This window comes from Terriglobus aquaticus, assembly GCF_025685415.1.
GTDB lineage: Bacteria > Acidobacteriota > Terriglobia > Terriglobales > Acidobacteriaceae > Terriglobus > Terriglobus aquaticus.
Genome location: NZ_JAGSYB010000001.1, coordinates 377576 through 403919 on the forward strand (window position 1 = coordinate 377576; position 26344 = coordinate 403919).

Annotated in this window: 23 protein-coding genes; 13 read left to right on the forward strand and 10 right to left on the reverse strand. The window is 64.3% G+C overall.

Annotated features, from left to right (window positions below; genetic code table 11):
- Window positions 1-49: 49 nt before the first annotated feature.
- The 3 genes from OHL12_RS01700 to OHL12_RS01710 all read left to right on the forward strand — a co-directional run bounded on the left by OHL12_RS01700 (window position 50) and on the right by OHL12_RS01710 (window position 3169).
- Window positions 50-1456 (forward strand): hemolysin family protein, encoded by a 1407-nt coding sequence (locus OHL12_RS01700; protein ID WP_263412112.1) that lies wholly within the window; start codon window positions 50-52, stop codon window positions 1454-1456.
- On the forward strand, window positions 1453-2409 hold the full coding sequence (locus tag OHL12_RS01705; RefSeq protein WP_263412113.1) for an ABC transporter permease: 957 nt from the start codon (window positions 1453-1455) through the stop codon (window positions 2407-2409). Before OHL12_RS01700 ends, OHL12_RS01705 begins: the two co-directional genes overlap by 4 nt.
- 184 nt (window positions 2410-2593) lie before the next feature.
- Window positions 2594-3169, forward strand: a complete 576-nt coding sequence (locus OHL12_RS01710) for a hypothetical protein (RefSeq protein ID WP_263412114.1) — start codon at window positions 2594-2596, stop codon at window positions 3167-3169.
- Between the two features lie 27 nt (window positions 3170-3196).
- Here the strand turns inward: OHL12_RS01710 and OHL12_RS01715 are convergent, their stop codons facing one another.
- On the reverse strand, window positions 3197-3676 hold the full coding sequence (locus OHL12_RS01715) for a metallophosphoesterase family protein (RefSeq protein ID WP_263412115.1): 480 nt from the start codon (window positions 3674-3676) through the stop codon (window positions 3197-3199).
- A 145-nt stretch (window positions 3677-3821) separates the two neighbouring features.
- Between OHL12_RS01715 and OHL12_RS01720 the strand changes: the two genes are divergently transcribed.
- The 3 genes from OHL12_RS01720 to secA all read left to right on the forward strand — a co-directional run bounded on the left by OHL12_RS01720 (window position 3822) and on the right by secA (window position 8851).
- Window positions 3822-4784, forward strand: a complete 963-nt coding sequence (locus tag OHL12_RS01720) for a tyrosine recombinase (RefSeq protein WP_263412116.1) — start codon at window positions 3822-3824, stop codon at window positions 4782-4784.
- Entirely contained in the window at window positions 4781-5758 is a 978-nt protein-coding gene (locus OHL12_RS01725) for a tyrosine recombinase XerC (RefSeq protein ID WP_263412117.1), read from the forward strand. Before OHL12_RS01720 ends, OHL12_RS01725 begins: the two co-directional genes overlap by 4 nt.
- A gap of 141 nt (window positions 5759-5899) precedes the next feature.
- Window positions 5900-8851, forward strand: a complete 2952-nt coding sequence (gene secA, locus OHL12_RS01730; protein WP_263412118.1) for a preprotein translocase subunit SecA — start codon at window positions 5900-5902, stop codon at window positions 8849-8851.
- Window positions 8852-9263: 412 nt separating this feature from the next.
- Here the strand turns inward: secA and OHL12_RS01735 are convergent, their stop codons facing one another.
- From OHL12_RS01735 to OHL12_RS01755, 5 genes are all read right to left on the reverse strand, one after another.
- Window positions 9264-9734, reverse strand: a complete 471-nt coding sequence (locus tag OHL12_RS01735; protein ID WP_263412119.1) for a serine hydrolase domain-containing protein — start codon at window positions 9732-9734, stop codon at window positions 9264-9266.
- Entirely contained in the window at window positions 9735-10355 is a 621-nt protein-coding gene (locus OHL12_RS01740) for a serine hydrolase domain-containing protein (RefSeq protein ID WP_263412120.1), read from the reverse strand. It abuts the gene before it with no gap.
- Between the two features lie 177 nt (window positions 10356-10532).
- Window positions 10533-11129: a hypothetical protein gene (locus OHL12_RS01745; protein WP_263412121.1), complete on the reverse strand. Its 597-nt coding sequence runs from the start codon at window positions 11127-11129 to the stop codon at window positions 10533-10535.
- Entirely contained in the window at window positions 11126-13072 is a 1947-nt protein-coding gene (locus OHL12_RS01750; RefSeq protein ID WP_263412122.1) for a two-component system sensor histidine kinase NtrB, read from the reverse strand. The genes OHL12_RS01745 and OHL12_RS01750 overlap by 4 nt, the downstream gene beginning before the upstream one ends.
- Window positions 13073-13089: 17 nt before the next feature.
- Window positions 13090-14559: a sigma-54-dependent transcriptional regulator gene (locus OHL12_RS01755; RefSeq protein WP_263412123.1), complete on the reverse strand. Its 1470-nt coding sequence runs from the start codon at window positions 14557-14559 to the stop codon at window positions 13090-13092.
- Between OHL12_RS01755 and OHL12_RS01760 the strand changes: the two genes are divergently transcribed.
- Window positions 14553-14969: a rhodanese-like domain-containing protein gene (locus tag OHL12_RS01760; RefSeq protein ID WP_317889790.1), complete on the forward strand. Its 417-nt coding sequence runs from the start codon at window positions 14553-14555 to the stop codon at window positions 14967-14969. The two genes, OHL12_RS01755 and OHL12_RS01760, sit on opposite strands and share 7 nt — an antisense overlap.
- A gap of 10 nt (window positions 14970-14979) precedes the next feature.
- Here OHL12_RS01760 and OHL12_RS01765 read toward each other — a convergent pair whose 3' ends face one another.
- Window positions 14980-15729 carry a class I SAM-dependent methyltransferase gene (locus OHL12_RS01765; RefSeq protein WP_263412124.1) on the reverse strand — a complete coding sequence of 250 codons (750 nt, stop codon included), beginning with the start codon at window positions 15727-15729 and terminating at the stop codon, window positions 14980-14982.
- 91 nt (window positions 15730-15820) lie between these two features.
- Between OHL12_RS01765 and OHL12_RS01770 the strand changes: the two genes are divergently transcribed.
- From OHL12_RS01770 to OHL12_RS01795, 6 genes are all read left to right on the forward strand, one after another.
- Window positions 15821-17191 (forward strand): dipeptidase, encoded by a 1371-nt coding sequence (locus OHL12_RS01770; protein WP_263412125.1) that lies wholly within the window; start codon window positions 15821-15823, stop codon window positions 17189-17191.
- Window positions 17188-17856 carry a molybdenum cofactor guanylyltransferase gene (gene mobA / locus OHL12_RS01775; protein ID WP_263412126.1) on the forward strand — a complete coding sequence of 223 codons (669 nt, stop codon included), beginning with the start codon at window positions 17188-17190 and terminating at the stop codon, window positions 17854-17856. The genes OHL12_RS01770 and mobA overlap by 4 nt, the downstream gene beginning before the upstream one ends.
- A complete protein-coding gene (locus OHL12_RS01780) occupies window positions 17849-18877 on the forward strand; it encodes an ABC transporter ATP-binding protein (protein WP_317889791.1) in 1029 nt (342 codons plus the stop codon). Before mobA ends, OHL12_RS01780 begins: the two co-directional genes overlap by 8 nt.
- A 216-nt stretch (window positions 18878-19093) precedes the next feature.
- Window positions 19094-20596, forward strand: coding sequence for a sugar transferase (locus OHL12_RS01785; protein WP_263412127.1), 1503 nt, complete (start codon window positions 19094-19096; stop codon window positions 20594-20596).
- Between the two features lie 53 nt (window positions 20597-20649).
- Window positions 20650-22350, forward strand: coding sequence for an NAD+ synthase (locus tag OHL12_RS01790; protein ID WP_263412128.1), 1701 nt, complete (start codon window positions 20650-20652; stop codon window positions 22348-22350).
- Window positions 22351-22439: 89 nt separating this feature from the next.
- Window positions 22440-23411, forward strand: coding sequence for a DsbA family protein (locus OHL12_RS01795; RefSeq protein WP_263412129.1), 972 nt, complete (start codon window positions 22440-22442; stop codon window positions 23409-23411).
- A 77-nt stretch (window positions 23412-23488) separates the two neighbouring features.
- Here the strand turns inward: OHL12_RS01795 and OHL12_RS01800 are convergent, their stop codons facing one another.
- The 3 genes from OHL12_RS01800 to yihA all read right to left on the reverse strand — a co-directional run bounded on the left by OHL12_RS01800 (window position 23489) and on the right by yihA (window position 26310).
- Entirely contained in the window at window positions 23489-24277 is a 789-nt protein-coding gene (locus tag OHL12_RS01800; RefSeq protein WP_263412130.1) for a hypothetical protein, read from the reverse strand.
- Between the two features lie 80 nt (window positions 24278-24357).
- Complete coding sequence (locus OHL12_RS01805) at window positions 24358-25665, reverse strand: NCS2 family permease (protein ID WP_263412131.1); 1308 nt, start codon at window positions 25663-25665, stop codon at window positions 24358-24360.
- 3 nt (window positions 25666-25668) lie between these two features.
- On the reverse strand, window positions 25669-26310 hold the full coding sequence (gene yihA, locus OHL12_RS01810; RefSeq protein WP_263412132.1) for a ribosome biogenesis GTP-binding protein YihA/YsxC: 642 nt from the start codon (window positions 26308-26310) through the stop codon (window positions 25669-25671).
- Window positions 26311-26344: the final 34 nt, after the last annotated feature.

A 26344-nucleotide genomic window follows, 5' to 3' on the forward strand; every position in this document is an offset into this window, starting at 1 on the left:
GGCAATGTCCGGGCCTTTCTGCTGTCCGGCATCTAGGTAGACTCGTCCTATGCTCGATTGGGCACTCTTCCGCCTGTTCACCGTCGCGGTCCTGATCCTCGCGAACGCCTTCTTTGTGGCCGCGGAGTTTGCCGTCGTCAGTGTTCGCGAGACCCGGCTGGAGCAGATGCTTGCCTACAACCGCGTGGGTGCCGCCGCGGCCCTGCGGCTCAAGCGCGAGATTGATGACTTCCTCGCCGCCAATCAGCTCGGGGTCACCTTGTGCTCGCTTGCCCTGGGCTGGGTGGGGGAACAGGGTGTGGCGGAAGTCCTCGTTCAACTGCTGCATCGCTGGCACTGGTTCGCGCACAACGCCTGGCTCCAGCAGCACACGGCTGCGCTGTCCCACACTCTCGCTTCTGTTCTCGCGTTCACTATCATCACCTTCCTGGAAGTCGTTCTCGGCGAGCAGGTACCGAAGTCCCTGTCCCTGCAAAAGGCCGAGCGCATCGCCCTGGCGATTGCCGGCCCCATGGACATCTTTATTCGCCTGGTCCGGCCCGCCGTGCGCCTGCTGAAGCGATCGACTGGGCTGGTCCTTCGCCTGTTCCGCGCGCCTCTCCGTCCGGAGACGGCCGAGGTCCACTCACCGGAAGAGATCAAACTGATCGCCTCAGCCACCCGCAGCAGCGGTCTGCTGCCAGAGTTTCAGGAGCGGCTGATCCACCACGCCATTGATTCCGAACACGTCACCGTCCGCGAGATTATGACGCCGCGCGGCCGCATGTTCTGCCTGCCGTCGGACATGCCTGTCGATCTCGCTTCGGCCCGCATCGTCGAGGAGCAGCACTCCCGCATTCCCGTGTACGATCCTGCGCTCGGCGTTGAACACATCCAGGGCATCGTCTATTCCAAGGACATCTCGCGCCTGATGCAGCTTCGCCGCACCCTGCCCGCCGCCTACGCCGGCACCGGCAACCTGCAATCGATCATGCGTGAAGCTCTGCTGGTGCCCGAGACCAAATCCACCGCCGAGGTTCTGCAGGAGTTCCAGCGCACTCGGCGCCAGATTGCTATTGTCGTCGACGAGTTCGGTTCCACCGTGGGCCTGGTCACCGCAGAAGACGCCCTGGAACAGATCGTCGGCGAGATGGACGACGAGTTCGACGTGCAGGCGCGCGGCCTCGCGGGAGCCGTGGGCGATCGGCGAGTCGTCGACCTAGATGGAACCGTTCCGCTGCGCGACCTTGTGACTCAGCTTCACTGGAAGATTCCTCGCGAAAGCGGCATCGAGACGCTCGCGGGCTTCGTCCTGGCACAGCTCGGCCACTTGCCGGCTAAAGGCGAGACGTTTGTGCGCGGCTCGCGCCGGTTTACCGTCCTGGAGCGCGACGGTCGGCGCATCAGCCGCGTTCGAGTCGAGCACCTGGAATCTGCCGCACCGGTCGAGCACAACCGTGGAGCTGCACTCGCGTGAGCCGTCTCCCCGCGGTCCCCGCATCTGTCCGCAAAGTTCTCCTCGCCCTTCCGGTGCTGTGGGTCATCGTCACGCTGGTGTTCCTGCTGATTCACCTGGTTCCCGGCGATCCCATTGCACAGATGCTGGGTGAAGGTGCAAGCAGCACCGATCTTTCCGCCTTGCGCCATGCCTACGGCCTCGACGCTTCGCTGCCCGTGCAATATGGCCGCTACCTGCGAGGCCTTCTGCATGCCGATCTGGGCACCTCTCTCCGCACTCACGACCCGGTCCTCAGGCTCATCGCGCAGCGCTTCCCCTACACGCTGCTGCTCAGTGTTTGCGCGCTGGTTCTGGCGCTGCTCCTGTCCATTCCCGGCGGAGTCGCAGCAGCCCTGCACCACGGTCGCCGCATCGACCGCGCCATCGGCGTGGTCAGCCTCTTCGGGCTCTCGTTCCCGAACTTCGCGCTCGGTCCCATCCTCATCATCGTGTTCTCCATCCGCTTTGGTTGGCTGCCCGTCTCGGGCGCCGGTGCGGGGCCGCTGTTGGGCAGGGACACACTCCTGCACCTCATACTTCCGGCTGTAACACTCGGCCTTTCGCTCGCTGCGATTCTGACGCGCATGGTGCGCACCAGCATGCTCGAGGAACTCAACCAGGACTACATCCGCACCGCCCGCGCCAAGGGACTTCCGGAGCGCACCATCCTCTACCGCCACGCCCTGCGCAATGCTCTAATCCCCGTGCTCACCGTCGTTGGGCTGCAGTTCGGGTCGCTGCTCGCCGGTGCCATCGTCACTGAGACCGTCTTCAGTTGGCCCGGCCTCGGGCGCCTCACCATCAACAGCATCAGCAATCGCGACTACGCCGTGGTGCAGGGATGCACGCTCGTCATCGGCCTTACCTACCTGCTCGCGAATTTGCTCACCGATCTCGCTTATCGCTGGGCTAACCCGCGCATGCGCTCCTAGTGGTGATGCCTCGCAACTGAGCCTGCACCGTGACCGGCGTTACACTTGGGGCGTGCTGCGTCTAGTTTTTCCCGCCTTCGTGTGCACGACCTTACTCACCGCTTCGAATGCCGCTCTAGGCCAGGCAAGCCCGCCCGCTGAAGTGCGGCCCCCTGCAGTGCGGCCACAGCCGGTCACCCCGCACATGCCGCAGCGATCGCTCAAGGGACTGACCGAGCCAGCCGATCCGGACAACCCGACACCGGCCGCACGCGACTTCACCGATGCGCGGTACCACGTCAGCTTCCACATCCCGGCGGGCTGGAACTTTGAAAAGAAAGACGGCCTGCTCTCCAACTTCGGCGTGGAGACACGCACCTCGCGCGCCCGCTCCGACGTGCGCGGCGTCGCCGAGCTGAACTTCAATCCCTGGCCGCCCACCACGTTCAGCGGAGCGCTGTTCTACTACTCCGTCCTTCCGCGCTCCACCGCCGCCACCTGCGCCGCGCAGACTACGACTCGTGGCATGAAACCGCTCGCGAAGGCCGAGATCAGCGGCATCCCGTTCCACCACGGCCGTGACAATCACGGCGCCGTCTGCACCGAGGCGCGCGACGAAGCCTTCACCGCCATGCGTGGCACGGCCTGCCTCCGCTTTGACCTGGTCATCAACACCTTCTGTGGCGAAACCAGCGGCGCCATGGACATGAACCCCGACCAGATCAAGGACATTCAGACGCGCCTCGCCGGCATCCTCGGCTCCGTGCAGATCGGCAAATAAACGAGGCGGTCGAAGCTTGAGCTGTGCCTACTCCTCCAGCGTCAGGAACTCCACCGCAATCTCGCCTGCGCGCAACCGCACGGTCGCCATGCTGATCGGCAGCTTGAATCGCCGCGGCCCCACGCTGCCCGGGTTCAGGTACGTCACGCCGCGCCGCTCCTCCAGCGCCGGCTTGTGCGAATGTCCGGTCACCACGACCTGCACGCCCGCCGCGAGCGGTTCGATGTCCAGGTCCGCCAGGCTATGCACCAGGTAGAAAGCTGTGCCGCCGATCTCGATCAGCTCGGCCGCGGGTAGCAGCGCACACGATCCGCTGTGGTCGATGTTGCCGCGAATCGCCGTGACTGGCGCGAACTCGCGCAGCCGCTCCAGGATGGCAGGATCACCCACATCGCCCGCGTGCAGAATGTGGTTCACACCGTCGAGGTGCGGCAACACGCTGTCCCGCAACAGGCCGTGGGTGTCGCTCAGAACAGCAATACGCGTATCGGCAGCGCCACTCCTCATTTCGAAGTTGCCATCCCCGTTCCGCGCACGCCTGTACGCATTGCCGCATCCCACTAAAAGCATAACGACTCTGGTTCCCACGGCTGATCGTTATGCCGGGCACCGCACATAATCGGATGCCATGCAGGCCTCTTCAGCAAAGCGCGTGTCCGCGTCGCAGCGGGCCGGCCAGACCGCCGCGTCCGGCAACGCGGAGACAGTGCGCGAGTACCTCACCTGCTTGCGGGTGGAGCGCGGTCTGCGCCCCCTCACCTGCGAAAGCTACGCGAAAGACCTGGAGCAGTTCAGCGAATTCCTCGAGTCCCGCCATCGTCTGCTGCTCACGGCGCAGCACGAAGACGTCGCCGGCTGGATGGAGCACCTGCGCACCCATGACCGCACTGACCGATCTATCGCTCGCAAGCTGAGCTGCCTTCGTGGCCTGTACAAATGGGCCCTGCTCGATCGGCGCATCACACACGATCCCACGCTGCACGTCGAAGCTCCCTCTACCTGGAAAGTGCTGCCCAAAGCTCTAAGCCAGCCCGACATGGCATCGCTCCTGTCCGTGGCGGAGGTCAACGCCAACCATCCCGCAGCCTCTTCGCTTGTCCTGCGCGACCACGCCATCCTTGAAGTTCTGTACGCGGGCGGTCTGCGTGTGGGCGAGATCGTCAGCTTGCGCGTGGAAGACCTCCAACTAGATAGCGGCCGGGCGCACGTCCGCGGCAAGGGCGACAAGGAACGCATCGTCCCACTCGGCACTAAGGCCATCGTCTCACTGCGCATCTACCTGGAGCGTGGCCGACCCACCCTCGTAGGCCGCGGTGTGCAACGGGCTCTCTTTCTTTCGCACACCGGCCGCCCACTCACCAATGCGTGGGTCTGGCGCATCGTCAAGCGCCACAACAGCACCGCCAGCCCGCACAAGCTGCGCCACAGTTGCGCCACCCACATGGTGGAGCACGGCGCCGATCTGCGCACCGTGCAGACCCTGCTGGGCCACGCCGACATCGCAACAACCCAGGTCTATACGCACGTCGCCCTGGGCCGGCTGAAACAGGTCCATGCGCTGCACCACCCGCGAGGCCGGCGACGCTCGTCCTCCTCGCACGAGGAGGCGGCATGACCTGCCCGGCTCGAGACCTCGCCACGCGCTTCCTGCACATGCTCGCAAACGAGCGGGGCGCCAGCGAACACACCGTGCGCGCCTACACGCGCGAGACTTCCGCATTCGCCGAATACCTTTGCGCGACTCTCGGTGACAGCGTCGACCTCCGCACGGTCCAGCACATCCACATCCGCGCGTACCTCGCCGTCCTCTACGACCGCGGCCTCACGCGCAGCTCAGCCGCGCGTGCCCTCGCCGCCATCCGGTCCTGGTTCAAGTGGATGGCGCAGCAGGGCATCGTCGAGCAGAACGCCGCCAGCCTGGTCCGCACTCCAAAACTGCCGAAGCATCTGCCGCGCGTACCCTCCAGCGAGGATGTGAACCGCGTCCTCGACGGCATGGAGCAGGCCACCGCGCGCGCAGCAAAGCCCGGTACACCCCGGCCCGCTCCCGGCGCGGCCCGCTGGCCCGAACGCGACCGCGCCATTTGGGAGTTGCTGTACGGCTGCGGCATCCGCAACTCCGAACTCGTCGGCATCAACCTTGCCGACCTCCACTGGTCCAACGACGCGATCCTGGTACGCGGCAAGGGCCGCAAGGAACGCTACGTTCCGCTCGGCGATGCTGCTGCCGAGGCCGTCCGCGACTACCTTGTCGCGCGCGCCGACCGCCTGACCAAAGCGGGCAAGGGGAAACTCCTGCACGAGGGCCCGCTGCTCATTAACGCGACGGCACGTGGCGCGGCACGCCTCACCACCCGCTCCGTGGGCCGCATCGTCAAAGCCATCGCCATCGACCGCGGCCTATCGGCAGACGTTCATCCGCACACGCTTCGCCACGCCTTCGGCACTCACATGCTGGAGGAGGGTGCCGACCTCCGCGCCATCCAGGAACTGCTCGGCCACGAGCGCCTGTCCACCACGCAGCGGTACACCCAGCTCACCAGCAACCAGATTCAGCAGGTGTACGACAACACTCACCCGCGCGCCTGATTTCCACGACCGCACGGGGAAACCTTAGCGCGATATACTAAGGTGTCGCGCATTGGCTGCGCTGGCGCGCGTCCGTCGCTGCGCTCGCACCGGCAGGCAAGTCACCGCCGGGCCCTCACGCCCGGAGCAGGGATAGAGGCTTTGATCAACAACGTACTCGCCAAGATGTTTGGCACCAGCAATGAACGCGCCGTCAAGCGCATGCAGCCCCTGATCGACCAGATCAACGGCTTCGAGTCATCGCTGACCTCGCTTTCCGACGAACAGTTGCGCGCGAAAACGGTGGAGTTCCGCGAGCGCATCGCGCAACGGATCGCCGGCCTTGAAGACAAGGACGCAATCTACGCCGCCGAAAAGGCCGCGCTCGACGAGCTTCTGCCGGAAGCCTTCGCCGTCGTCCGCGAAGCCGGCAAGCGCGCCGTGAACATGCGCCACTTCGACGTGCAGATGATCGGTGGCACCGTTCTGCACCAAGGCAAGATCGCGGAAATGCGTACCGGTGAGGGTAAGACCCTTGTCGCCACGCTGCCCGCCTACCTGAACGCGCTCGCCGGCCGCGGTGTCCATGTCGTCACCGTCAACGACTACCTGGCCAAGCGCGACGCCGAGTGGATGGGCAAGATTTACGGCTTCCTCGGCATGACTGTCGGCGTCATCGTTCACAACCTGGACGACCGCGAGCGCCGCGCTGCCTACGCCGCAGACATCACCTACGGCACTAACAACGAATTCGGCTTCGACTACCTGCGCGACAACATGAAGTTCGAGCTAAGCGAACTCGTGCAGCGCGGTCACTATCACGCCATCGTCGACGAAGTGGACTCGATCCTCATTGACGAAGCGCGGACCCCGCTCATCATCAGCGGCCCCACCGACCAGACCACCGACAAGTACGAGCGCGTCAACCAGATCATCCCGAGTCTGGAGCAGGGCGAACTCGTCGAGACGCTCGAGACCAAGACGTGGAGCGGTGATTACGTCATCGACGAAAAGCAGCGTGCGGTCACTGTCACCGACGAGGGCTGGGAAAAGATCGAAGGCCTGCTTGGCATCGGCAACATCGCCGACCCGGAAAACTGGGATCTGAAGCACCACGTGGAAGTCGCCATCAAGGCGCATTCGCTCTACAAGCGCGATGTCGAATACGTCGTCAAAGACGGCGAGATCATCATCGTCGACGAGTTCACCGGCCGCCTCATGCCGGGCCGCCGCTGGAGCGATGGCCTGCATCAGGCCGTGGAAGCCAAGGAAGGCGTACAGATCCGCAAGGAAGATCAGACCCTTGCGACCATCACCTTCCAGAACTACTTCCGCATGTACAAGAAGCTCAGCGGTATGACCGGTACCGCCGAGACCGAAGCCTCTGAGTTCGACAGCATCTACAAGCTCGAGATCACGGTCATCCCGACCAACCGGCCGATGCAGCGCATCGAATACCCGGACGTTGTCTACCGCACGGCCAAGGAGAAGTACTTTGCCGTCGCGGACGAAATTGAGCGCCTGCATCAGCAGAAGCAGCCCGTTCTTGTCGGCACCACGTCCATCGAAAAGTCCGAGCTTCTTAGCGAGATCCTCAAGCGCAAGGGCGTTCGTCACGTTGTCCTGAACGCCAAGTTCCACGAGCGCGAAGCGGAGATCGTTGCCCAGGCCGGTCGCCTTGGCATGGTCACCATCGCCACCAACATGGCGGGCCGCGGTACCGACATTCTGCTGGGCGGCAACGCTGACTTCATGACCCGCCAGGAGCTGGTCAAGAGCGGTCGCGCCCGCGCGCTCGAAACACTCGAAGGCGAGATCTCGCCCGTTGCCGGTCCCGGCATGTTCCGCTTCTACTACCAGAACCAGGAGTACGAGCTAACTCAGGCCGAGTGGGACTCCGCGAGCGAAAAGTACAACGCCGCGACCAAGGCCGAGCAGGAAGAGGTCAAGGCCGCCGGCGGTCTGTTCATCCTTGGCACCGAGCGCCACGAAAGCCGCCGCGTCGACAATCAGCTTCGCGGCCGCGCCGGTCGTCAGGGCGATCCCGGTGCTTCGCGCTTCTATCTCTCACTCGAAGACGATCTGATGCGCATCTTTGCGCGCGAGTGGGTCAGCACGCTGCTGCAGCGCCTAGGCATGGAAGAGGGCGTGCCGATCGAGAGCGGCATGATCACCAACCGCATTGCCGCTGCGCAAAAGGCTGTCGAAACCCAGAACTTCGAAAGCCGCAAGCACGTTCTCGAGTACGACGACGTGATGAACAAGCAGCGCGAAGCCGTGTACGGCCTGCGCCACAGCCTGCTCGAAGGCATCGATCAGAAGAGCCTGATCCTCGACGACTACGTCACCAACGAACTCAGCAACATCCTTGACGCTGACGCTCCCGCCAACGTCCACCCCGACCAGTGGAAGATCGATGACATGCGCCAGAAGCTCGGTGACGTTTTCGGCACCACGCTGGACGAAGTCAATGCCGGTGAACTGAACCGACATGAACTCGGCGACTCGCTGTTCGAGAAGCTGCGTGAGCGCTTCGAAGTCAAGGAACAGATTCTCGGGCCAGACGCTCTCCGTTACCACGAGCGCGTCATCATGCTCAGCATCCTCGACGGTCTGTGGAAGGATCACCTCCTCGCCATGGACCACCTGAAGGAAGGCATCGGCCTGCGCGGCTACGCTCAGCAGGACCCGCTCGTCGCCTACAAGCGCGAGAGCTTCGAGATGTTCGAAGCGATGATGACCCGCTTCCAGCAGGACACGCTGCGCAATCTCTTCCGCATGCAGATCCTGGCGCCCAACGGCCAGCCGATCGAAACGCTGGAGCAGTTGCAGCAACTGCAGCAAAGCGCGCAGCAGCAGGCTCCGGCCATCATTCCGCCCGCCGCTCCGCAACTTCCTGCTGACCCGTTCCGCGGCGCCCGCGAACAACGCCTGAACGAGCCCGCAACGACCAACGCTGACAACGGCGTAGTCGAGCGGTTCCCCTCGCAGGGTCGTAACGGCCGCCCCACCAGCAACGGCCAGCCCGCCACCGACGCAAACTCCAGCGACGGCGCCTTCGCCCCCAACAAGGGCCGCCGCAGCCAGAAGCCAAAGCGCACCAGCCGTCAGTAGCTGAAGGTGCCGCTAGGTCTGCGGCCGCAAATCACCAAAAAGAACGAAAGGCTCCTCCTGACTTGGGGGAGCCTTTCCGTTATGTTGCCGACAAGACTTACAAGATCCAAGACGTTGACCTCACCGCAGTGCACGCGCTGACCGGGACGAACGGGAAGGCTACCCGTCCGCAGATGAGCATAGTGGGCGAAGATCCCGGGAGCTATCTCCAGGATGACGAAGTTGCCGTACACACCACGCGCGGTCAGGTTACTCTCGTCCTTATTCGCATGCATGGGCCTTCGTCTGGCTGTCCGTCTCGAGCGTCGCGGACCAGCAGAGCACTGCTGCCAAAGCGCCTTTCACCAGTCCATCTCGCACGCCGTGCCGCCTCCTGAAAACGTTCCAATGTGCAGCGTTTGAGAGGTGCCGATCAAACTTGTGCTTCAAGATATTGGACAAAATCTGGATCTGCCTTGAGCAGTTTCAGAAGTGGAAGGATCACCTTGGGGCCATTCGCGCTATTGGTAAACACAATCACTCCGTCGCGGGACCCGGTCCCGAAGAAGCCGAGCGTAAACACACCCTCGTCAATACCCGTGTGCATCAGGAAGGTCTTGCCATGCATTTTGATCACTTCCCATCCGGGTCCAAAGCCCACCTCGTCGGGGCAGAGCTTCGCTAATTTCCCGACACACATCTCCGCCTTACGATCTGTCAGCACGCTTTCTCGAAGCTGTCGAATGGCTGGCGTCTCACCTGCACCGGTCATCAGGCTCTCAACGAAGCTGGCGTACTGTGTCGGCGTTGTATAGACAAGGTCGGCAGCCACAAACTCAGTCGCGATCACAGGCTGAAGCCAGTGCCCATCCTTGTCCGTCGGCTGCGCAATGTTGCCGGCCATCTAAGGGCGCTGTGTATATGCGGTGTGTGACATTCCCGCAGGATCGAACACCAGCGTTTGCGCAAGCCTTTCGAAGGTCTCACCCGTTCTCTTCTCGGCAAAGCGCGCCACGTACTGATAAGCCTCTCCCGAATACCCGAAGCTTGTGCCGGGGTCGCGCACAAAGACCAGTTTGCCCTTGGTCTCACGTCTCCAATTTGCAAAGCCGGTCTGATGGTCGAGTGCAAGCCGAGGGGTAAGCCTCCTTGCTCTGAGATCGTCCGCAAGGTCTGGATCCACCCAGTCCTTGGACATAGGCTCATCCAGCGAAAGTCGACCTTCTGACGCGAGTCGCAGAACGACCTCGGCCGAGATGGGCTTAGACATGGAAGCGATGTTGTAGAGCGTCGTAGTGCTGGTCGTCTTACCGGGGCTCTGCAGGCCGTAGGCTTCTGCGATCGTTGTCTTACCGCCGTTGATCTGCGCGAAAGAGACGCTGGCCACACGCTCCTGCTGAAGCAGGGCGGGGATTGCCTGCTTGCGATCCGCAAGGGGCGCCTGCGCTGCGGTCGCAAGAGCCGCTACAACGAGAGCTACCGCCCCAAGCAATTGCGGGAAGCGACGTTGAATAGGGAAGGCCAAGGTGGAACTCCTGTGCGCCCTACTTGAGCGGTGAGAACACATACGCTTCGCAACCTGCTTTGTTCCCGGAATCCACCAGGGCAGTCACGCTCGCGTAGCTGTTCTCGTCATGCGCTCAGGTGTCTGAGTGTCTCCGCCGCACACAGACTGCAGATAGCGGGAGGAAGATGGGACCGCTTACTTCAAGAGATCGTCCAGCAGCACCCGCGCCTTTGTTGTCAGCGCCAGCGTCGCGGAATAGTCCGCCGCGTTCCACGAATCGGAGGCGGACTTCAGGAACCGGCGCGCCTGCTCGATCTCTCCCGGATGCGACGCCTGCACCGTAGCGTTGATGCCGGCCAGCCGGTCCCGCTCACGCCGCATTGCGTTTGCCGCACCGTCGCGTGTCGCCGCGGGGTCATCCGTCCCCGAAGTCAACTGGCCCAGGTTCACCGCTGCCGCAGGCGCGCTTGTCGCCGTTGTCCCGGGTGTGGGAGCAGCCGGGGTTCCCGCGGGCGGGACGTTGGTCGCGATGGTGGGCGGCGACGGCCGCCGCGTCACCCGGTGCGTCGGCTTTACCGGTTTCACCACTGGGATGCTGCTCCCCACTGTGACTGCGTCCGGCATGTCGCTGGAGCGGTGGCTCGGCGGTGGCACACTCACCATTACCGGACCGGCGTTCGCGGGCGGAGCTATCGCAGGTGCGATGGCACGCACGGCCGCGTGATGGTGACAGCCGGTCAGAAGGCACACCGCCGCGAGCGCAAACCCCCCCAGGACTCCACGCGCTCTCATGCGTGTGCCTCGGTGGTGCTCGCGCGGTTCTGTCTTCCTTTGCCCAGCGGCAGTTCCACTGTGAACAGGGTACCGTGAAGGTCGTTGCCCGGTGTCGTGTTTGACCTAACTTGCACCGTCCCGCCCATCATCTGGACGATGCGCCACGTCATCGCCAGGCCGATGCCGGTCCCCGTGCTCTTGGTCGTGAAGTACAGGTGGAAGATGCGGTCCAAGAGCTCTGGCGGAATGCCGTGCCCGGTGTCGCGCACGCCGATCTGCGCGGATCCGGAGCTCCGCTGCAGGCTCACCGTCAGGGTGCCGCCCTCGGTCATGGCGTCCATTCCATTCAGCACGATGTTCAGCAACGCTTGGTGCAGCAGCTCTCCATCCACATTCGCCGCTAGCCCCGGTTCGCTATCGTCCAGCCGAATCGAGATTCCGCGCTCCGCGGCATCGACTGAGACGAGTTGCAACACCGCATCCACGATTGGGCGCAGTGGCTGCTGCCGCAGCTCCGGCTCCAGCGGCCTGGTGAAGTCCGCCAGCGTCTGCACCACCCGGTCCAGCCGCGACATCTCGCTTGCCAGCACCTCCACATGCCGCGCCGGGTCACCCGCGCCGGGGTTACGCAGCTTGCCGCGCAACAGTTCCAGGTGCAGCACCATCGCGTTGATCGGGTTCTTCACCTCGTGACCCACGCCCGCCGTCAGCCGGCCGATGCTGGCCAGCCGCCGGCCTACCTCGATCTCCTGCTCCACCGCCTGCTGCGCCGCGGAGTTGTGCAGCGTCAGCATCGCCCCGAAGCCCGCGCGGGGCCCGCCCACCGAAACCGGCGGAAACGTCAGCGTCACCTCCACCTGCCGCCCGTCGGGTAGCGTCGAAGCCGCCCGATGCAGCGTTGTGCGCTCCTGCAAAGCAGTGAGCAGCAGGCTGCCCAGGGGCGTGGAGATCGGGAAGATGTGCGCCAGGTACACACCAGCCGACGCATGGCTGCCGTCCGGCAGGAACTGCTGCACGGCGTCGCTCGCCAGCAGGATGGCGCCCGCCGCATTCAGCAGCAACACACCATCCTGCAGCGTGTGAAGCATCTGCGACAGGTTGCTCTGCAGATCGGTCGTCAGTTCCTCTGACCGCCGCATCCGCTCGTCAATGCGGGCAATGCTCGTGTCCGCCTCGCGCAGCGCATCGCGGCGCCGAACCGGCGTTCCGCGCAGGGCAGGCTCGACCACCGGCTCAGGCTCGACGAAAGCGGCCGGCTTCGCCCCGGAATCCTTGCCCAAATCCTCGAGCCGCCGAACAATTCGCTCCAGCGGGCGCAGCGCCAGCGATGACAGCAGCAGCGCCGCCGCAAACGCGGAACCAAGAGCCAGGCTGCCGATCCATGCCGCTTGTTTCAGCCATGGCTCGAGTGCATTCCGCAGCAGCGTCGAGCGAATGCCGATGTGTGCAAACAGGAACGGCTGCCCGTTCCGGCGCAGAGCAAATCCGGCGTCCAGCACCTCCGGCTTGCCAAAGATCAGCGCCAGTTGCGTTCGCAAGGTGCCATGCACCGCGGCATCGAAACTGGCCCGGCGAGGCGGCCGCTGGCCTTCCAGCAACGGATCCGTGGAGACCAGCACGCGTCCATTCGCTCCGGTCACCAGCACGTCCTGCACCGTGGGAGCGTAGCGAACGATCGCTTCCATGTTTTCGCGCAGGGGTGCGTCGGCCTGCAGGGCGTCCGTCACGGCCTGTTCCAGCGCCGCTTCGCCGCCGCTGTTCGCAGCCATCTGTGCTGGCAGGCCGTTGCTCAGCGCCTGCCGCTCGGCCAGTATCAGGCCTTGCCCCAGGGTGGCGTTGGCCGCCGCGGTTGCATCCAGCCGAACCCGCAGTAACTGCACAAAGAAGATGGAAAGCAGCGCCAGCGTCAGCACCGTGGAGAACACGGTCGACGCCAGCACGAGCTTGGTCTTCAGGCGCATCGCCGGCTGTGTTCTCCTCAGCGACCGGCGTCGCTGTTGTATTCCTTCAACTTGTTCTGCAGCGTCTTGGAACTGATCCCCAGGATCTCCGCGGCCCGGGTCTTATTGTTTCGCGTCGCCACCAGCGTCTTCAGGATCAACTGCTTCTCCGCCTCGTCCACGGTGGTGCCCACCGCAACTTCGACAACGTCCGGTGCGCTCATCCCGGGTTGGCTCGTCGGTACAGCAATGCTGGCCGAAATGGGTGGATGCGAAGCCGCCGGTGCCGCCTGGTGCGGCGGCGGAATGTGCCCGGCTTCGCCAAACCCCTCGGGCAGGTGGTGCAGCGCCAGCCGCTCGTTACCTGCCAGGATCACTGCGCGTTCCATGGTGTTGCGCAGCTCGCGCGCATTGCCGGGCCAGGGGTAACTCTGCAACCGGGCTAGCAGTTGCGGTGTAATGCCCGGAACGCTGGTCCCGTGCCGCTGGTTCATGTCGGTCAACATGGCAGCCGCAATCAGCGGGATGTCCTCGGCATGGTCCCGCAGTGCCGGCATCTGGATGTGGAACACGTTCAACCGGTAGTAGAGATCGCCACGCAATTCGCCGCTCGCAACTGCCTGCTGCGGATCCTTGTTGGTCGCGGCGATTACGCGCACATTCACCGGCGTCTCTTCGCGAGCACCGAGCCGCCGCAGCTTGCGATCCTCTAAGACGCGCAGCAGCTTGGCCTGTGTGGCGGCGGGCATCTCGCCGATCTCGTCCAGCAGCAACGTTCCATCTTCGGCCAGTTCGAAGCACCCTGCGCGGCGCTCCTGCGCCCCGGTAAACGCGCCACGCTCGTGCCCAAAAATCTCGCTCTCGATCAGCGTTTCCGGGATCGCCGCGCAGTTCACCGCTACAAACGGCTTGTTCTTGCGCCCGCTGAACTGGTGCAGCGCGCGCGCCGCCAACTCCTTGCCCGTGCCGCTCTCGCCCGTAATCAGCACCGACACGTTCGTGGGCGCAATGCGCTCAATCGTGCGGAATACAGACTGCATCGCCTGCGACCGGCCGACCAGCGGGCCCAGGTGGTCCATGTCGTCCGTGGTCGCAGCACCCGTCGCGGGTCGACCACCCTCCGCGGACGCGGGCGCACTGTCGATCTGCTCGGAAGCATTCTGCAGAATCGTCTTCAGCTTCGCCGGATCGACGGGCTTCTGCAGGTAATCGAACGCGCCCATGCGCATCGCCGTCACTGCGGAGTCGATCGCGCCGTGCGCTGTCAGGATCACGGCCAGAAAGCTCTGCGGCAGCTCGCTCAGCCGGTCCAGCAATTGCAGGCCGTCCATGCGCGGCATCATCAGGTCGCTCACCACAATGTCTGGCGACCAGCGCTGCGCCATGTCAAAGCCTGCAGCACCATCCGCCGCGGCCTCCGTGCGGTAGCCCCACGACGTGATCAGTTCCGCCAGGCCCGCGCGGGCGTTGGCTTCGTCCTCTACGACAAGCACTTTCTTAGGTGGCACGATCTTCCTTTCAATCCTCTGATGCTCGCAGCAACCGGCGGTTTGCGTCACGCGCAACATCGTCGCCCGGGTATGCTGAACAGGTGCTGCCCTACGAAATCTCTCCCGCCGAACTCGCCTCGCTCCAGCGCGAAGGCAAAGCACCCACAGTTGTGGACGTTCGCGAGCCGTGGGAGGTATCCACCGCCTCACTTCCCGGTACCGTCAACATCCCCATGGGCGAGATTCCATCGCGTGCGCACGCCGAACTCGACCCCGACGCTCCCGTCGTCATCCTCTGCCACCACGGCGCACGCTCGCTCAGCGTGACCAACTGGCTGCGGAACCAGGGTTTCGATCAGGCGCAGTCGCTCGCCGGCGGCATCGACCAGTGGTCACTCGAAATCGACCACTCCGTCCCGCGCTACTAACCGGAACGGCTCACCCCCGCACTGCTTTGAAGCGCAGCCGGACGTAGTCCGCCCACCACACCCCTGCGCTGTCGCACAGCACCGGCCGCAACAGCGCAACCACCTCGCGCACCACCGTCTCGCGCGCGTCGTCTGGCAAGTCCTGCAACACACCATTGCGAAACGTCCGCAGCCAGTCCTCCATGCCGCCCGGCAGCCGCGTCGGCCGGGGGATCAGCGCCATACGGTCCACACGAAAGCCAGCACCTTCCAGCAGCGCCGTGTACTCGTCCTTCGACGGGAAGAACGAAGCCGCGTGCTCCTCCGCATCAACGCCGTATGGCCGCAACACGGCCTGCAGCGCCGTTCGAATCGCCGCGATGTTCCCCAGGCCGCCCATCTCCGCCACGAACCGCCCGTCCGGCCGCAACGCCCGAAACACACCGGCCAGCACCTCGCGTTGTGACCGCGTCCAGTGCAGCGCCGCATTCGAAAATACCGCGTCGAACTCACCGGCAAAGGGCAGGGCAGTCATGTCGGCCTGCACCGTGCGTACGCCGCGCGCCTCGGCAGCGGCCAGCATCTGCGGCGACCGGTCGCACCCGATCATCTCCGCTCCGCTCTCTTTCATTCTGTCCGTCAACGCACCATCGCCGCAGCCCAGGTCCAGGATGCGCTCGCCCGATTTCGGCGCCAGCAGTCCCACCACTTCCATCGCCAGGTCCGCGACAAATCGCCCGTTCTCGGCGTATCGCTGCGCATCCCAAGTCTGCCCGCTCATTCCTAACCCTCCATTGCCCGGCTATCCTTAGCTTGACGCGCAACGTGGTCCGGCAGCCACGTGTATGCGCAAAAGGAATGAGGCAAGAAGCATGCTTGAACAGGCGCTGGCATTCGCCGCCACACATCAGGACTCCGCACTGGAAGAACTCAAGGCATTTCTGCGCATCCCCTCCATCTCCACCCTGCCAAACCACGCGCCCGACGTGCGCCGCGCCGCCATCTTCCTGGCCTCCGAGCTTCGCCGCATCGGCATGAGCAACGTAGAGGTCATCCAGACCGCCGGCCACCCGCTCGTCTGCGCAGACAGCCTGCAGGCGCCGGGCAAGCCGACGATTCTCTGCTACGGCCACTACGACGTGCAGCCGCCCGATCCGCTGGACGAGTGGGTCACGCCACCCTTCGAACCCGACGTGCGCAACGGCAACATCTATGCGCGCGGCGCCGTCGACGACAAAGGTCAGCTCTGGATGCACGTGAAGGCGCTCGAAGCCCTGCTGCAGCAGGGGCCGCTACCGGTCAACGTGCGCTTCATTGCGGAAGGCGAAGAAGAGGTGGGAGGCGAGGCGATCGCCGCCTACCTCCGCGAGCACCCGGAAACGCTCCAGGCCGACGTGGCCCTGGTCAGCGACACCGATATGTTCGCGCCCGACCTGCCGACCCTCTGCGTTGGCCTGCGCGGCATGATCTACACCGAAATCGAGGTCCGCGGCGCGCGCACCGACCTCCACAGCGGCATGTACGGCGGCGCTGCCCCGAACCCGTTCTTTGCCTTGGCGCAAATCCTCACCGGCCTCAAGGACGCGGAAGGCCGCATCCTCATCCCCGGCTTCCTCGAAAAGGCGGAAAAGCCCACCGAAGCCGAACTCGCCGCCTGGCAACAGCTCCCCTTCGACGAAGCCGAATACCTGCAACATGAAGTGGGTTCGCCCGCGCTCACCGGGGAACCCGGCTACACCGTCCTCGAGCGCCTCTGGTCGCGCCCCACGCTGGAGGTCCACGGCATGCCCGGCGGCTTCACCGGCGCTGGCGCCAAGACCGTCATCCCCGCCAAGGCCACCACCAAAGTCTCGATGCGTCTCGTCCCGGGCATCACCCCAGCAGACGCCTTCTCCATGCTCCAGAGCGCAGTCGCGAAACTCACCCCGCCCTCGGTCACCAGCGAGGTCCGGCTAATCCACTCCGGCGACCCCGTCGTCGTCTCGACCGACAATCCATTCGTCGCCAGCGCGACCGAAGCGATGCGCCAGGTCTTCCACCGGGACACCGTCTTTGTCCGCGGCGGCGGCTCCATCCCCATCGTCGGCGACTTCCAACGCAACCTCGGTATCCCCACGCTGCTCATGGGCTTCGGCCTGCCCGACGACAACCTGCACGCCCCCAACGAGAAGTTCCACCTCGCCAACTTCTATCGCGGTATCGAATCGCTCATCCGCTTCTTCGTCCTCGCCGGACAGGCATGATCGGCAACCCGGCTGCCGACGTGACGGGCTACGTGCTGGCCGGCGGACGCAGCAGCCGCATGGGCCAGGACAAGGTTTTTGTTGAGATCGACGGCGTGCCGCTCATTCAGCACGCCGTCGCCAAGCTGCAGTCGGTCTGTTGCGACGTCCGCATCCTGAGCGGACCGCTCGATATCAATCGCGACGCTCTGCTCTCGTCCTACGCCCGTCCGGTCCCAGACTCCGGGCCGGAATACGACGGTCCTCTGGCCGCGCTCGCAGCCGCTCTCCGCGACCTCCCGACCCGCTACGCACTTTTGCTCGCCGTCGACCAGCCCCGCATGTCGGTAGACGCGCTCGCCCACCTGGTCGCCTCTGGGGTCGGCGCGCTGGCTCTTGCGGCCTGCTACTCGCAAAACGAAATCCCGGAGTCGCTCCCGCTGCTCGTCTCGCGGGAACTGCTCAGCCCCATCCTCGCCGCACTCGGGGCAGGGCAGCGCCGCCTCCTGGACACCGTTCGGGCCTGCTGCGCCGATCTCGGACAGCCGCTGCTGACCGTCAGCGCCGCCCGGTTCCCGCCCGAAATCTTCCTCAACGTGAACACGCCAGGTGACCTGAAACGCTACAGTGGGCAAACTTCATCGAACCATTCCGCCCGCGCTGCATCTGAAAACAAGAATGGATGACAAGCAGCAGGTTCCGTCTGGCGATGCCGGCCGGAGCGCGGATGCCGCGGCCTCTGGCTCGGCGGAGAGCAACGCGCCCGGTGAACAGTCTGCGTCTGCCGTCCATACCGATGAGAGCAGCGAGCACCTCTACTCGCCCCCGGTCGTCGTAGACGAAGAGGCCCTCAACAAGCCACTCATTGACGAGGTCACGCCGGACGTCGCCCAGGAAATCGGCGAGTTCATGCAGGAGACGGCCGAGCAGAATGTAGAGCCGGAGAACGTAGCCCCCACCTCCAGCTACATTGCTTTCGACAACGTCTGCAAGTCCTTCGGCGACTTCAAAGTTCTGCAAAACGTCAGTTTCTGCGTCAATCACGGCGAAACCCTCTGCATCCTCGGCCGCTCTGGCGTGGGTAAGTCCGTTTCGCTGCAGATGCTCATGGGATTCCTGAAGCCGGACTCCGGCTCCATCAAGGTCGCGGGCGAAGAGATCACCGGCTTCACCGAAACCCAGATGCTCGCCATTCGCCGCAAGGTGACCATGGTGTTCCAGAACGGCGCTCTGTTTGACTCTGTCAGCGTCGGCGAGAACGTTGCGTTCCCTCTGCGGGAAAAGGGCGAACTAGCCGACGAGCAGATCCGCCAGGTGGTCAAGGGCCTCCTCGAAATGGTCGGCGTCGCCGGCATGGATGACCTGCTGCCCAGCGATCTGTCCACCGGGATGAAGCGCTCCGTCGCCATTGCCCGCGCCCTCGCCGCCCAGCCGGAGGCCGTGCTTTACGACGAGCCGACCACCATGGTCGATCCGCTCATGGCGCACCTGCTCGGCGACCTCATCGAGCGGCTGAAGCGCCAGCTCCACCTCACCAGCATCGTCGTTACTCATGACATGCGCTTTGCCCGCAAGTTGGCCGATCGCGTGCTCTTCCTGCACGAGGGCCATGCCCGCTTTTTCGGCACCATGGACGAGTTGGAACATTCCGAAGACGAGGTGTTGCGCGATTTCCTCGCTATGGACGAATTGTTGTATCCCACCTAGCAACTTCCCGTGGCGGAAGGTGTCGTTAGTCCAGAACGGGAGAAATGCAACTTCCGTGGCAGCCTGCGTCACCTCGTCTTCCGGTATGCTCAAGGCAGAGATGTCGCTCTGAGGCGACCCGTCTTTCACGATTCAACCCTTCTCCGCCTGGGTTTCAACTAAGCCTCGCCCGACCGCCCGTGGCGGCCGGCCCGCAGTGAACCTTGGGCGTGACGCATGATGATTCGTGATATAGCGGACCAGGCTTCTTTCGGTGGCTCCACCTTTCGATTAGAGAACACGCGTTCTGCGCCCGGCCTGCTCGGCAAGCCTTCCGTTACCGGCACCGCCTGGGCCGTCCTCGACGTCATCACTGCCCTCATCGCCAGCCTCATAGCTCTTCGCTTTCGCAGCGAAGTGGCTGAAAGCAGTGGCGTACTTGACGCCATTGGCGTGCGGCAACAGCTTTGGGGCGAGTTCGGCCTCTATCTGGCCTGGTTTGCGGTCTGCCTCGTTTTCTTCACCCGCTCCTACGGGCTTTACGGTCCCATCCAAAATCGCAGCGGCCTCCACGAACAGCGCATGACGCTTCAGGCCACGCTGATCAGCGGCCTGATTCTCTGCGGCACCGTCTACCTTTCGCGCGGCGAGGTCGTTTCCCGCATTGTCGTCACCCTCTCTGTTCTTCTTACAGGGGCCATGCTTTGTGCCCGCCGCGCCCTGTGGCGATCCCTGGTCTACAGCCGCTATCGCGACGGCCTTGACACCCGCAGCGTCCTGATCATCGGTTCCGGCCGCGTCGGCCAGGCCCTCCGCAACCACCTGGAATCGCTCCGTCATCTCGGCTTCCGCTTCCGCGGTTTCATCTCCCTCTCCGGCGCGGAAGAAGACAGCCGCGAGCCCGACATCATCGGCAACGTCGGAAACTGTCTTCAACTGGCTCGCGCCCTGTTCGTCGATGAGATCTTCATCTCCGTTCCGGCCGACAAACAACTCGTCATCAACCTGGTGCAAGAGGCCCGCGCTCTCGGCATCGACGTCCGCGTCGTTCCCGACCTCTACGACGGCCTCGCCTGGAACGCTCCCGTCGAATACGTCGGCCAGTTCCCAACCATCCCGCTGCACCGCCGCGAGTTTCCCATCGGTGCGTTCATGCTCAAGCGCGTGCTCGACATCACCGTTTCCAGCGTTGCCCTTCTGCTGCTTTCGCCCATCCTGCTGATCGTCGCCCTCTCCGTGCGCCTGGACTCCGCCGGTCCCATCCTCTACCGTGCCAAGCGGATCGGCCGGAAGGGCCATACCTTCTGCTGCTACAAGTTCCGCACCATGGTTCCAAACGCCGACGCTCTGCGCGAAACCATGGATCACCTGAACGAGCGCAACGGCATCCTCTTCAAAGTCAGCAACGATCCTCGCGTCACCCGCGTCGGCCGTCTCCTGCGCAAATACTCGCTGGATGAGCTGCCCCAGCTCTGGAACGTGCTCCGCGGCGAAATGAGCCTCGTCGGCCCGCGCCCGCCTCTCGCCGCCGAAGTCGAGCAGTACGAAGTGTCCCACCTGCGCCGCCTCGACGTTTTGCCCGGCATTACCGGCCTTTGGCAGGTCGAAGCCCGCCAGGACCCCTCCTTCGACAGCTACATCTCGCTCGACACCGCGTACGTCGAAAACTGGTCCCTCTGGCTCGATCTCAAAATCCTCGTCCGCACGTTCAGCGTTGTCCTCAGCGGCACGGGCACCTAGCGCGCGGCTGGTCCCAGGTCCGCTGCCTGGACCGCCCCGGTAAAATAGCTTCAATGAAGATCGCGCTCGCCCAGCTCAACCCCACGGTCGGCGACTTCGCCGGCAATGTGCGAGATATGCTCCGGGCAGCGGAGGCCGCCGCCCAACAGGGCGCCCGCCTCGTCCTCTTTCCGGAACTCGCCGTCTGCGGCTACCCGCCCAAAGACCTCATCGAGAGCAGCGATTTCCTACACGCCGCCCAGCGCGCCGCCGACCAGATCACCGCGGCGTCAGCCCGCCCCGACATGCCGGCAATGCTCTTCGGCTGCCCGCTCCCCTTCGAGAAACGACCCGGCAAGCTCGCGAAAAATGTCGCAATCCTCTGCGCCAACGGAGAGGTCCTGCTGGAGCAGCAGAAAATGCTCTTGCCGTTCTACGACGTCTTCGACGAACAACGCTACTTCGAACCCGGCACCGAGCAGCATCTGGTCGAACTCGACGGCGAGGTCCTCGCCATCACCGTCTGCGAAGACGCTTGGAACGACAAGGATTTCTGGCCCGAGCGCTGGTACGAGAACGACCCCGTCGACCGCCTGATGCACCAGCGCATGCCCGATGGCCGCGCCCCTCAGATCATCCTCAACATCTCCGCGTCACCGTACTGGGAGGGCAAGGAAGCGATCCGCCGCGAGATGCTGGCCGCGGTCGCCCGCCGCCACAACGTTCCCGTAGCCATGTGCAACCAGGTCGGCGGCAACGATAGCCTGCTGTTCGACGGCGGCTCGTTCGCTCTGCGTTGCGACGGCGAGCTCGCCGCGCACGCCAGGACCTTCGAGACCGATCTCGTCTTCTTCGACAGCACCTGTGACCAGCCCGCGCTAGTGCCCAACTCCGAGCCCGACATCGCGCAGGATTGGCAGGCGCTCGTCCTGGGCACCCGCGACTACCTGCACAAGACCGGCTTCACGCAGGGCCTGGTCGGCCTCAGCGGCGGCATCGATTCCGCGCTGGTCGCGGCCATCGCGGTCGAAGCGCTCGGCGAGGAGAACGTCTTCGGCATCGGCATGCCCAGCGAGTTCTCCTCCGGCCACTCCATCGACGACGCACGCGAACTCGCCAGCAATCTCGGCATCCGCTTCGAGCTCCTCCCCATCCGCCCCGGGGTCGACGCGATGTCCTCCGTGCTCGACCCCGTCTTCCACGGCACGCCCTTCGGTCTTGCCGAGGAAAACCTGCAATCGCGCCTGCGCGGCGTCCTGCTCATGGCCGTCTCCAACAAGTTCGGCCACCTCGTCCTGACCACCGGGAACAAGAGCGAAATGGCCACCGGCTATTGCACGCTCTACGGCGACATGGCCGGCGCGCTCGCCGTCATTGGCGACGTCTGGAAGACACGCGTTTACCAGCTCGCGCACTACGCCAATCGCAACGGCATCGTCATTCCCGAAAACACCATCAGCAAGCCGCCGTCCGCCGAGCTTCGCCCGGGTCAGCTCGACACCGACTCGCTTCCGCCATACGAGATCCTCGATCCGCTTTTGCAGGCCTACGTCGAGCGCTACGAGTCGGCGGAACAGATTGCGACAGCACAACACCTCGATCTCGCTCTCGTCGAGCGCGTCCTTCGCCTCGTCCAGCGCAGCGAATACAAGCGCCAGCAGGCCGCACCTATCCTCAAGATCACCCGCAAAAGCTTCGGCCCCGGCCGCCGCTTTCCACTTGCCGCAAAGTTCAGCAACAGCAACGCGCCGCTCCCTTCCGCAATGTCATCCTGAGCGTGGCGAAGGGCCTGCTTTCTTCTCGGTGCGGCAGAGAGTCTTACGGCCGGACCAGGACCCGCACGAAACCAAGGATCATCCGACACATGAAGCTGCCTGCCATCCTTCTCTGCGCCGCCGCCCTCACCGCCTCCGTGGCCATCGCGCAGGGCACACCTGCGAGCCCCACTGCCCAGACCACCCCGGCCGCGCCCGCCGACATCTTCCCGCCAGCGAATCCGAAGTTCTTCGACGCCGCGTCGCCGACCACCGCCGAGGTGAACGCCTTCCTGAACGTGATTTGGGGCTACGACCAGAACCGCACCTGGCGCGTCGAGGCCATCCAGAAAACCCGCGCGGCCAATGTCGCCAAGGTGACCGTCTTCGTCGCCGACAAGAGCCAGGGCAACAAGGTGGAAAGCCTGCGCTTCTTCACCACGCCCGACGGCAAGCACGCCATCGCCGACGCCGTATTTTCCTTCGGACCGCACCCCTATGACGATCTGCGCGCCATGCTCGCTCAGCGCGCCGACGGCCCGTCGCGCGGCTCCGCCAACAAGACGCTCGAACTCGTCGAGTTCGCCGACCTTCAGTGCCCGCACTGCAAGGAAGCCGCGCCCGTCATCGCCGACCTTCAGCGCGACTTCCCGGGCGCACACTTTGTGTTCCAGAACTTCCCGCTTGTCGACATCCATCCCTTCGCCGGCCAGGGTGCTGCCTACGGCAACTGCGTCGCGCAAGCCAAGGGCGATGCGGCCTTCTACACCTACATCGACAACGTCTTCGCGCACCAGGAGTCGCTCACGCCCGAGCTCGGCCAGCAGACCCTGGACAACGCCGTAACAGCCGCCGGTGCAGACCCCGCCGCCGTCAAGGCCTGCGCCGCCTCACCCGCCGCCCAGGCCAAGGTCGCCGCGCAGATCAAGCTGGCCGAAGACGCCGACATCGAGCAGACCCCGACCCTCGTCATCAACGGGCACCCGCTCGCCTTTGGCGCGATCCCCTACGAACAGCTCAAGCAGATCATCGCCTGGGACGCCAAACAAACCGGAGCCGCCTCCGCTCTCGCCGCCAAGTAGTCCTGGACGTCTTACGGCAATCGGAGCCGGTGACGAGAAGCGGTGTTCGCCCGCATCATTGAAGCGCGGTCAGTGCGTTATCGCGGGTGTGAGTTGCTCGTTGACCACACCGGTTCCACCAGTTCTGTGCGCAGGAGAGGACCGCCGAGGAAGAGCGGGCTCTCCGACTTGATGAACGCGGTGACCTGGCCGGCGCCGATCCACACTTCGCTGTCCTCCGGCTCTTTTCCGATTATGGGAGCAACGATCCCGGCGATCCCGCCCAACTCGACGTGGATCTTGTACTTCTGCGCCCTGTTCGATAGACCTGCGCTGCGGAAGGTTTCAACGCCATCCGGTTTGAAGGACAGGTGAACCAGCCTGGGCTTGGGTGTCGCCGCCAGGTAGCTAATCTTTGTCTCGGGCGCTTGCGGGGAAAGGTTCTTGGCTAGGTCAAGCAAGATACCGTTGGACAGATCGTTCGGTAAGTCCATGTGGCTGGTGTCGATCTTCGGCTTACCACTATCCATGTAGCGAACAGTAACTTCGCCACTTCGCGCGTTGATCATCACATCCGCAGGTTTCGTGAAGCTTGGCCCCTTTTGGATGTGGTGATCGCTCACCAGCCGAAAGTGGCCAGCCTGCGTAAAGACCGTCGTCTCGTCATCGATCGACCCGTCTTTGAAGCGGTAAACCAGTCGCGACGTGATAGTTCCGCTGCGAATGGTTTGGGTCAGGTCGCCGGAGGCCAGCAGCTTGCCATCCGGACTCCGCAGCGCAAGATAGCCATGGACAGATCCTTCCGGGTAGCGAACCGCAACAGGCTCTCCAGCGGAAAGCGCGGGCAACAGGGCAGCGCCCGTAAGCAGCAGAGTGCGGAGGATCATAGGCGTTAGATGCTGCCGTGATAGCTAGGCGAAACCCTGGTAGTGGCGAAATCGGCCGAAAGAATGCTCGCTTTGCGCTTCTAGCTCGCCGCCAGGAACGCGAACCGCGCCAGGAACACTGCCGCCAAGACAAACAAGAGCCAGTCCTGTCGCCGCGCGCGCCCACTGAACAGCCGCAGCACCGCGTACGCGCACAGCCCGATGCCCAGCCCGTTCGCAATGGAGTAGCTCAGCGGGATCACCACCAGCGTGAGAAACGCCGGGATCGCCACCACCGGGTCTGCCCACTCGATCTCCGCGATTGAGCCCAGCATCAGCGCGCCCACGATGATCAGCGCCGGCGCCGTCGCCGACGCCGGGATCGGCCCGACCAGCGGCGCCACAAACAGCGCCGCCAGAAAGCATAGCCCGGTCACAATCGCTGGCACACCGGTTCGTCCGCCTGCAGCCACTCCCGCGGCCGACTCGATGTACGAACACACCGTGCTCGTTCCCGTCAGAGCGCCTGCCACGGTCGCCGTCGCATCCGCAAAGAAGATGCGCTCCAGCCGCGGAATGCGGTCCTCATCGTCAATCAGTCCGGCTCGCTTGGTCACCGCGATCAGCGTCCCGATGTTGTCGAACAGGTCGACAAACAGGAACACAAAGATAATCTCCAGCCCGCCCAGCTTCAGCGCCCCGCGCACATCCAACTGCAGCGCCGTCGCCGTCAGGTCGTGCAGCGCATAGTGCTGCGGCTGCCAGTGCACGCGCCCCAGCACAAACGCCGTCAGCACCGTCCCCGCGATCCCAATCAGGATCGAAGCCCGCACCCGCAGCGCCTGCAGCACCGCGATCAGCAACAACCCGAACAGAGCCAGGAGCGTATCCGGCGCGCGCAGGTTACCCAGCGTCACCGCCGTCGCCGGGTCCTTCACGATGATGCCCGCCTCGGTTAGCCCGATGAACGCGATGAACAGCCCGATACCGCCCGCTACCGCCGCGTGCAGTTCGCGCGGAATCGCCCCAACCAGCAATTGCCGCACACCACCCAACGTCAGCAGCAGAAACACCACGCCCGACAGAAACACCGCGCCCAGCGCCGTCTGCCATGGCACATGCATCTTCAGGCAAACCGTATAGGTGAAGTACGCATTCAGCCCCATGCCCGGCGCCAGCGCCAGCGGATACCGCGCCAGCACGCCCATCAGCACCGATCCAAAGGCCGCGCACAAACATGTCGCCGCCGTCACCGCCGCAATCGGCATGCCTGTCTTTGACAGGACCGCCGGGTTCACAAAGATGATGTAGGCCATGGTGACAAACGTCGTCAGCCCGGCCAGCACCTCCGTGCGCCACGTGGTCCCAAGGCGTTCGAAGTCGAAGTAGCGCTCGATCGCTGCGCGCACGCCTTACCCAAGCTCCGCCGAGGAACCCTGCAGCGCCAGCAGGCGCTCCCACAATTGCCGCAGGCCCTTGTCCTGCTTGCCCAGCTTGGCAGAGCAGGGAATCACCGCCTCCACGCCATGCTCGCGCTTCAGCGCCGCCACCGACTTCGCCAGCGCGTTGCTCGACAGCCGGTCGCTCTTCGTCCCGATCACCACAAACTCGCGACCTACCTCGCGCAGGAAGTCGATCAACTGCCCGTCGCTCGCCTGCGGCGGAATGTTCGTGTCCACCAGGCAGCAGCACAGCTTCAACTCCGGCCGCTCCGCGAGGTATGGATCGATGAATGCCGGCCATTCCGCGCTGATCGACTTCGAAATCTTCGCGTACCCATACCCCGGCAAATCCGCAAACACCAGCGACGGCAACGCCTTCACCTTGCCGCTCGCGGCCTCTTCATACAAACCAAAGAAATTGATCGACCGCGTTCGCCCCGGCGTCGATGACACCCGCGCCTGCGTCTCGCTCAGCAGGGCATTGATCAGGCTCGACTTGCCCACATTCGACCGGCCCAGGAACGCCACCTCGGGCGCCCCGCCCGTCTTCGCGGCAGTGGGGAACTGGCCCGCCGCAAAGGCCGACAACAAGAACTGTGCGCGTAGCCGCATGCTCCAAGTGTACGGTCCAGCTCCGTTGAGCCTC

Excerpts from the sequence above, each read along its gene's own strand:
- OHL12_RS01765 (WP_263412124.1), bottom strand. The coding sequence starts at position 15,729 with ATGAGCGGGCAGACTTGGGATGCGCAGCGATACGCCGAGAACGGGCGA.
- OHL12_RS01790 (WP_263412128.1), top strand. The coding sequence starts at position 20,650 with ATGAAGATCGCGCTCGCCCAGCTCAACCCCACGGTCGGCGACTTCGCC.
- mobA (WP_263412126.1), top strand. The coding sequence starts at position 17,188 with ATGATCGGCAACCCGGCTGCCGACGTGACGGGCTACGTGCTGGCCGGC.
- OHL12_RS01800 (WP_263412130.1), bottom strand. The coding sequence starts at position 24,277 with ATGATCCTCCGCACTCTGCTGCTTACGGGCGCTGCCCTGTTGCCCGCG.
- OHL12_RS01745 (WP_263412121.1), bottom strand. The coding sequence starts at position 11,129 with ATGAGAGCGCGTGGAGTCCTGGGGGGGTTTGCGCTCGCGGCGGTGTGC.
- OHL12_RS01780 (WP_317889791.1), top strand. The coding sequence starts at position 17,849 with ATGGATGACAAGCAGCAGGTTCCGTCTGGCGATGCCGGCCGGAGCGCG.
- OHL12_RS01715 (WP_263412115.1), bottom strand. The coding sequence starts at position 3,676 with ATGAGGAGTGGCGCTGCCGATACGCGTATTGCTGTTCTGAGCGACACC.
- OHL12_RS01750 (WP_263412122.1), bottom strand. The coding sequence starts at position 13,072 with ATGCGCCTGAAGACCAAGCTCGTGCTGGCGTCGACCGTGTTCTCCACG.
- OHL12_RS01710 (WP_263412114.1), top strand. The coding sequence starts at position 2,594 with ATGCCGCAGCGATCGCTCAAGGGACTGACCGAGCCAGCCGATCCGGAC.
- OHL12_RS01785 (WP_263412127.1), top strand. The coding sequence starts at position 19,094 with ATGATGATTCGTGATATAGCGGACCAGGCTTCTTTCGGTGGCTCCACC.
- OHL12_RS01725 (WP_263412117.1), top strand. The coding sequence starts at position 4,781 with ATGACCTGCCCGGCTCGAGACCTCGCCACGCGCTTCCTGCACATGCTC.
- OHL12_RS01770 (WP_263412125.1), top strand. The coding sequence starts at position 15,821 with ATGCTTGAACAGGCGCTGGCATTCGCCGCCACACATCAGGACTCCGCA.
- OHL12_RS01795 (WP_263412129.1), top strand. The coding sequence starts at position 22,440 with ATGAAGCTGCCTGCCATCCTTCTCTGCGCCGCCGCCCTCACCGCCTCC.
- OHL12_RS01735 (WP_263412119.1), bottom strand. The coding sequence starts at position 9,734 with ATGGCCGGCAACATTGCGCAGCCGACGGACAAGGATGGGCACTGGCTT.
- yihA (WP_263412132.1), bottom strand. The coding sequence starts at position 26,310 with ATGCGGCTACGCGCACAGTTCTTGTTGTCGGCCTTTGCGGCGGGCCAG.
- OHL12_RS01700 (WP_263412112.1), top strand. The coding sequence starts at position 50 with ATGCTCGATTGGGCACTCTTCCGCCTGTTCACCGTCGCGGTCCTGATC.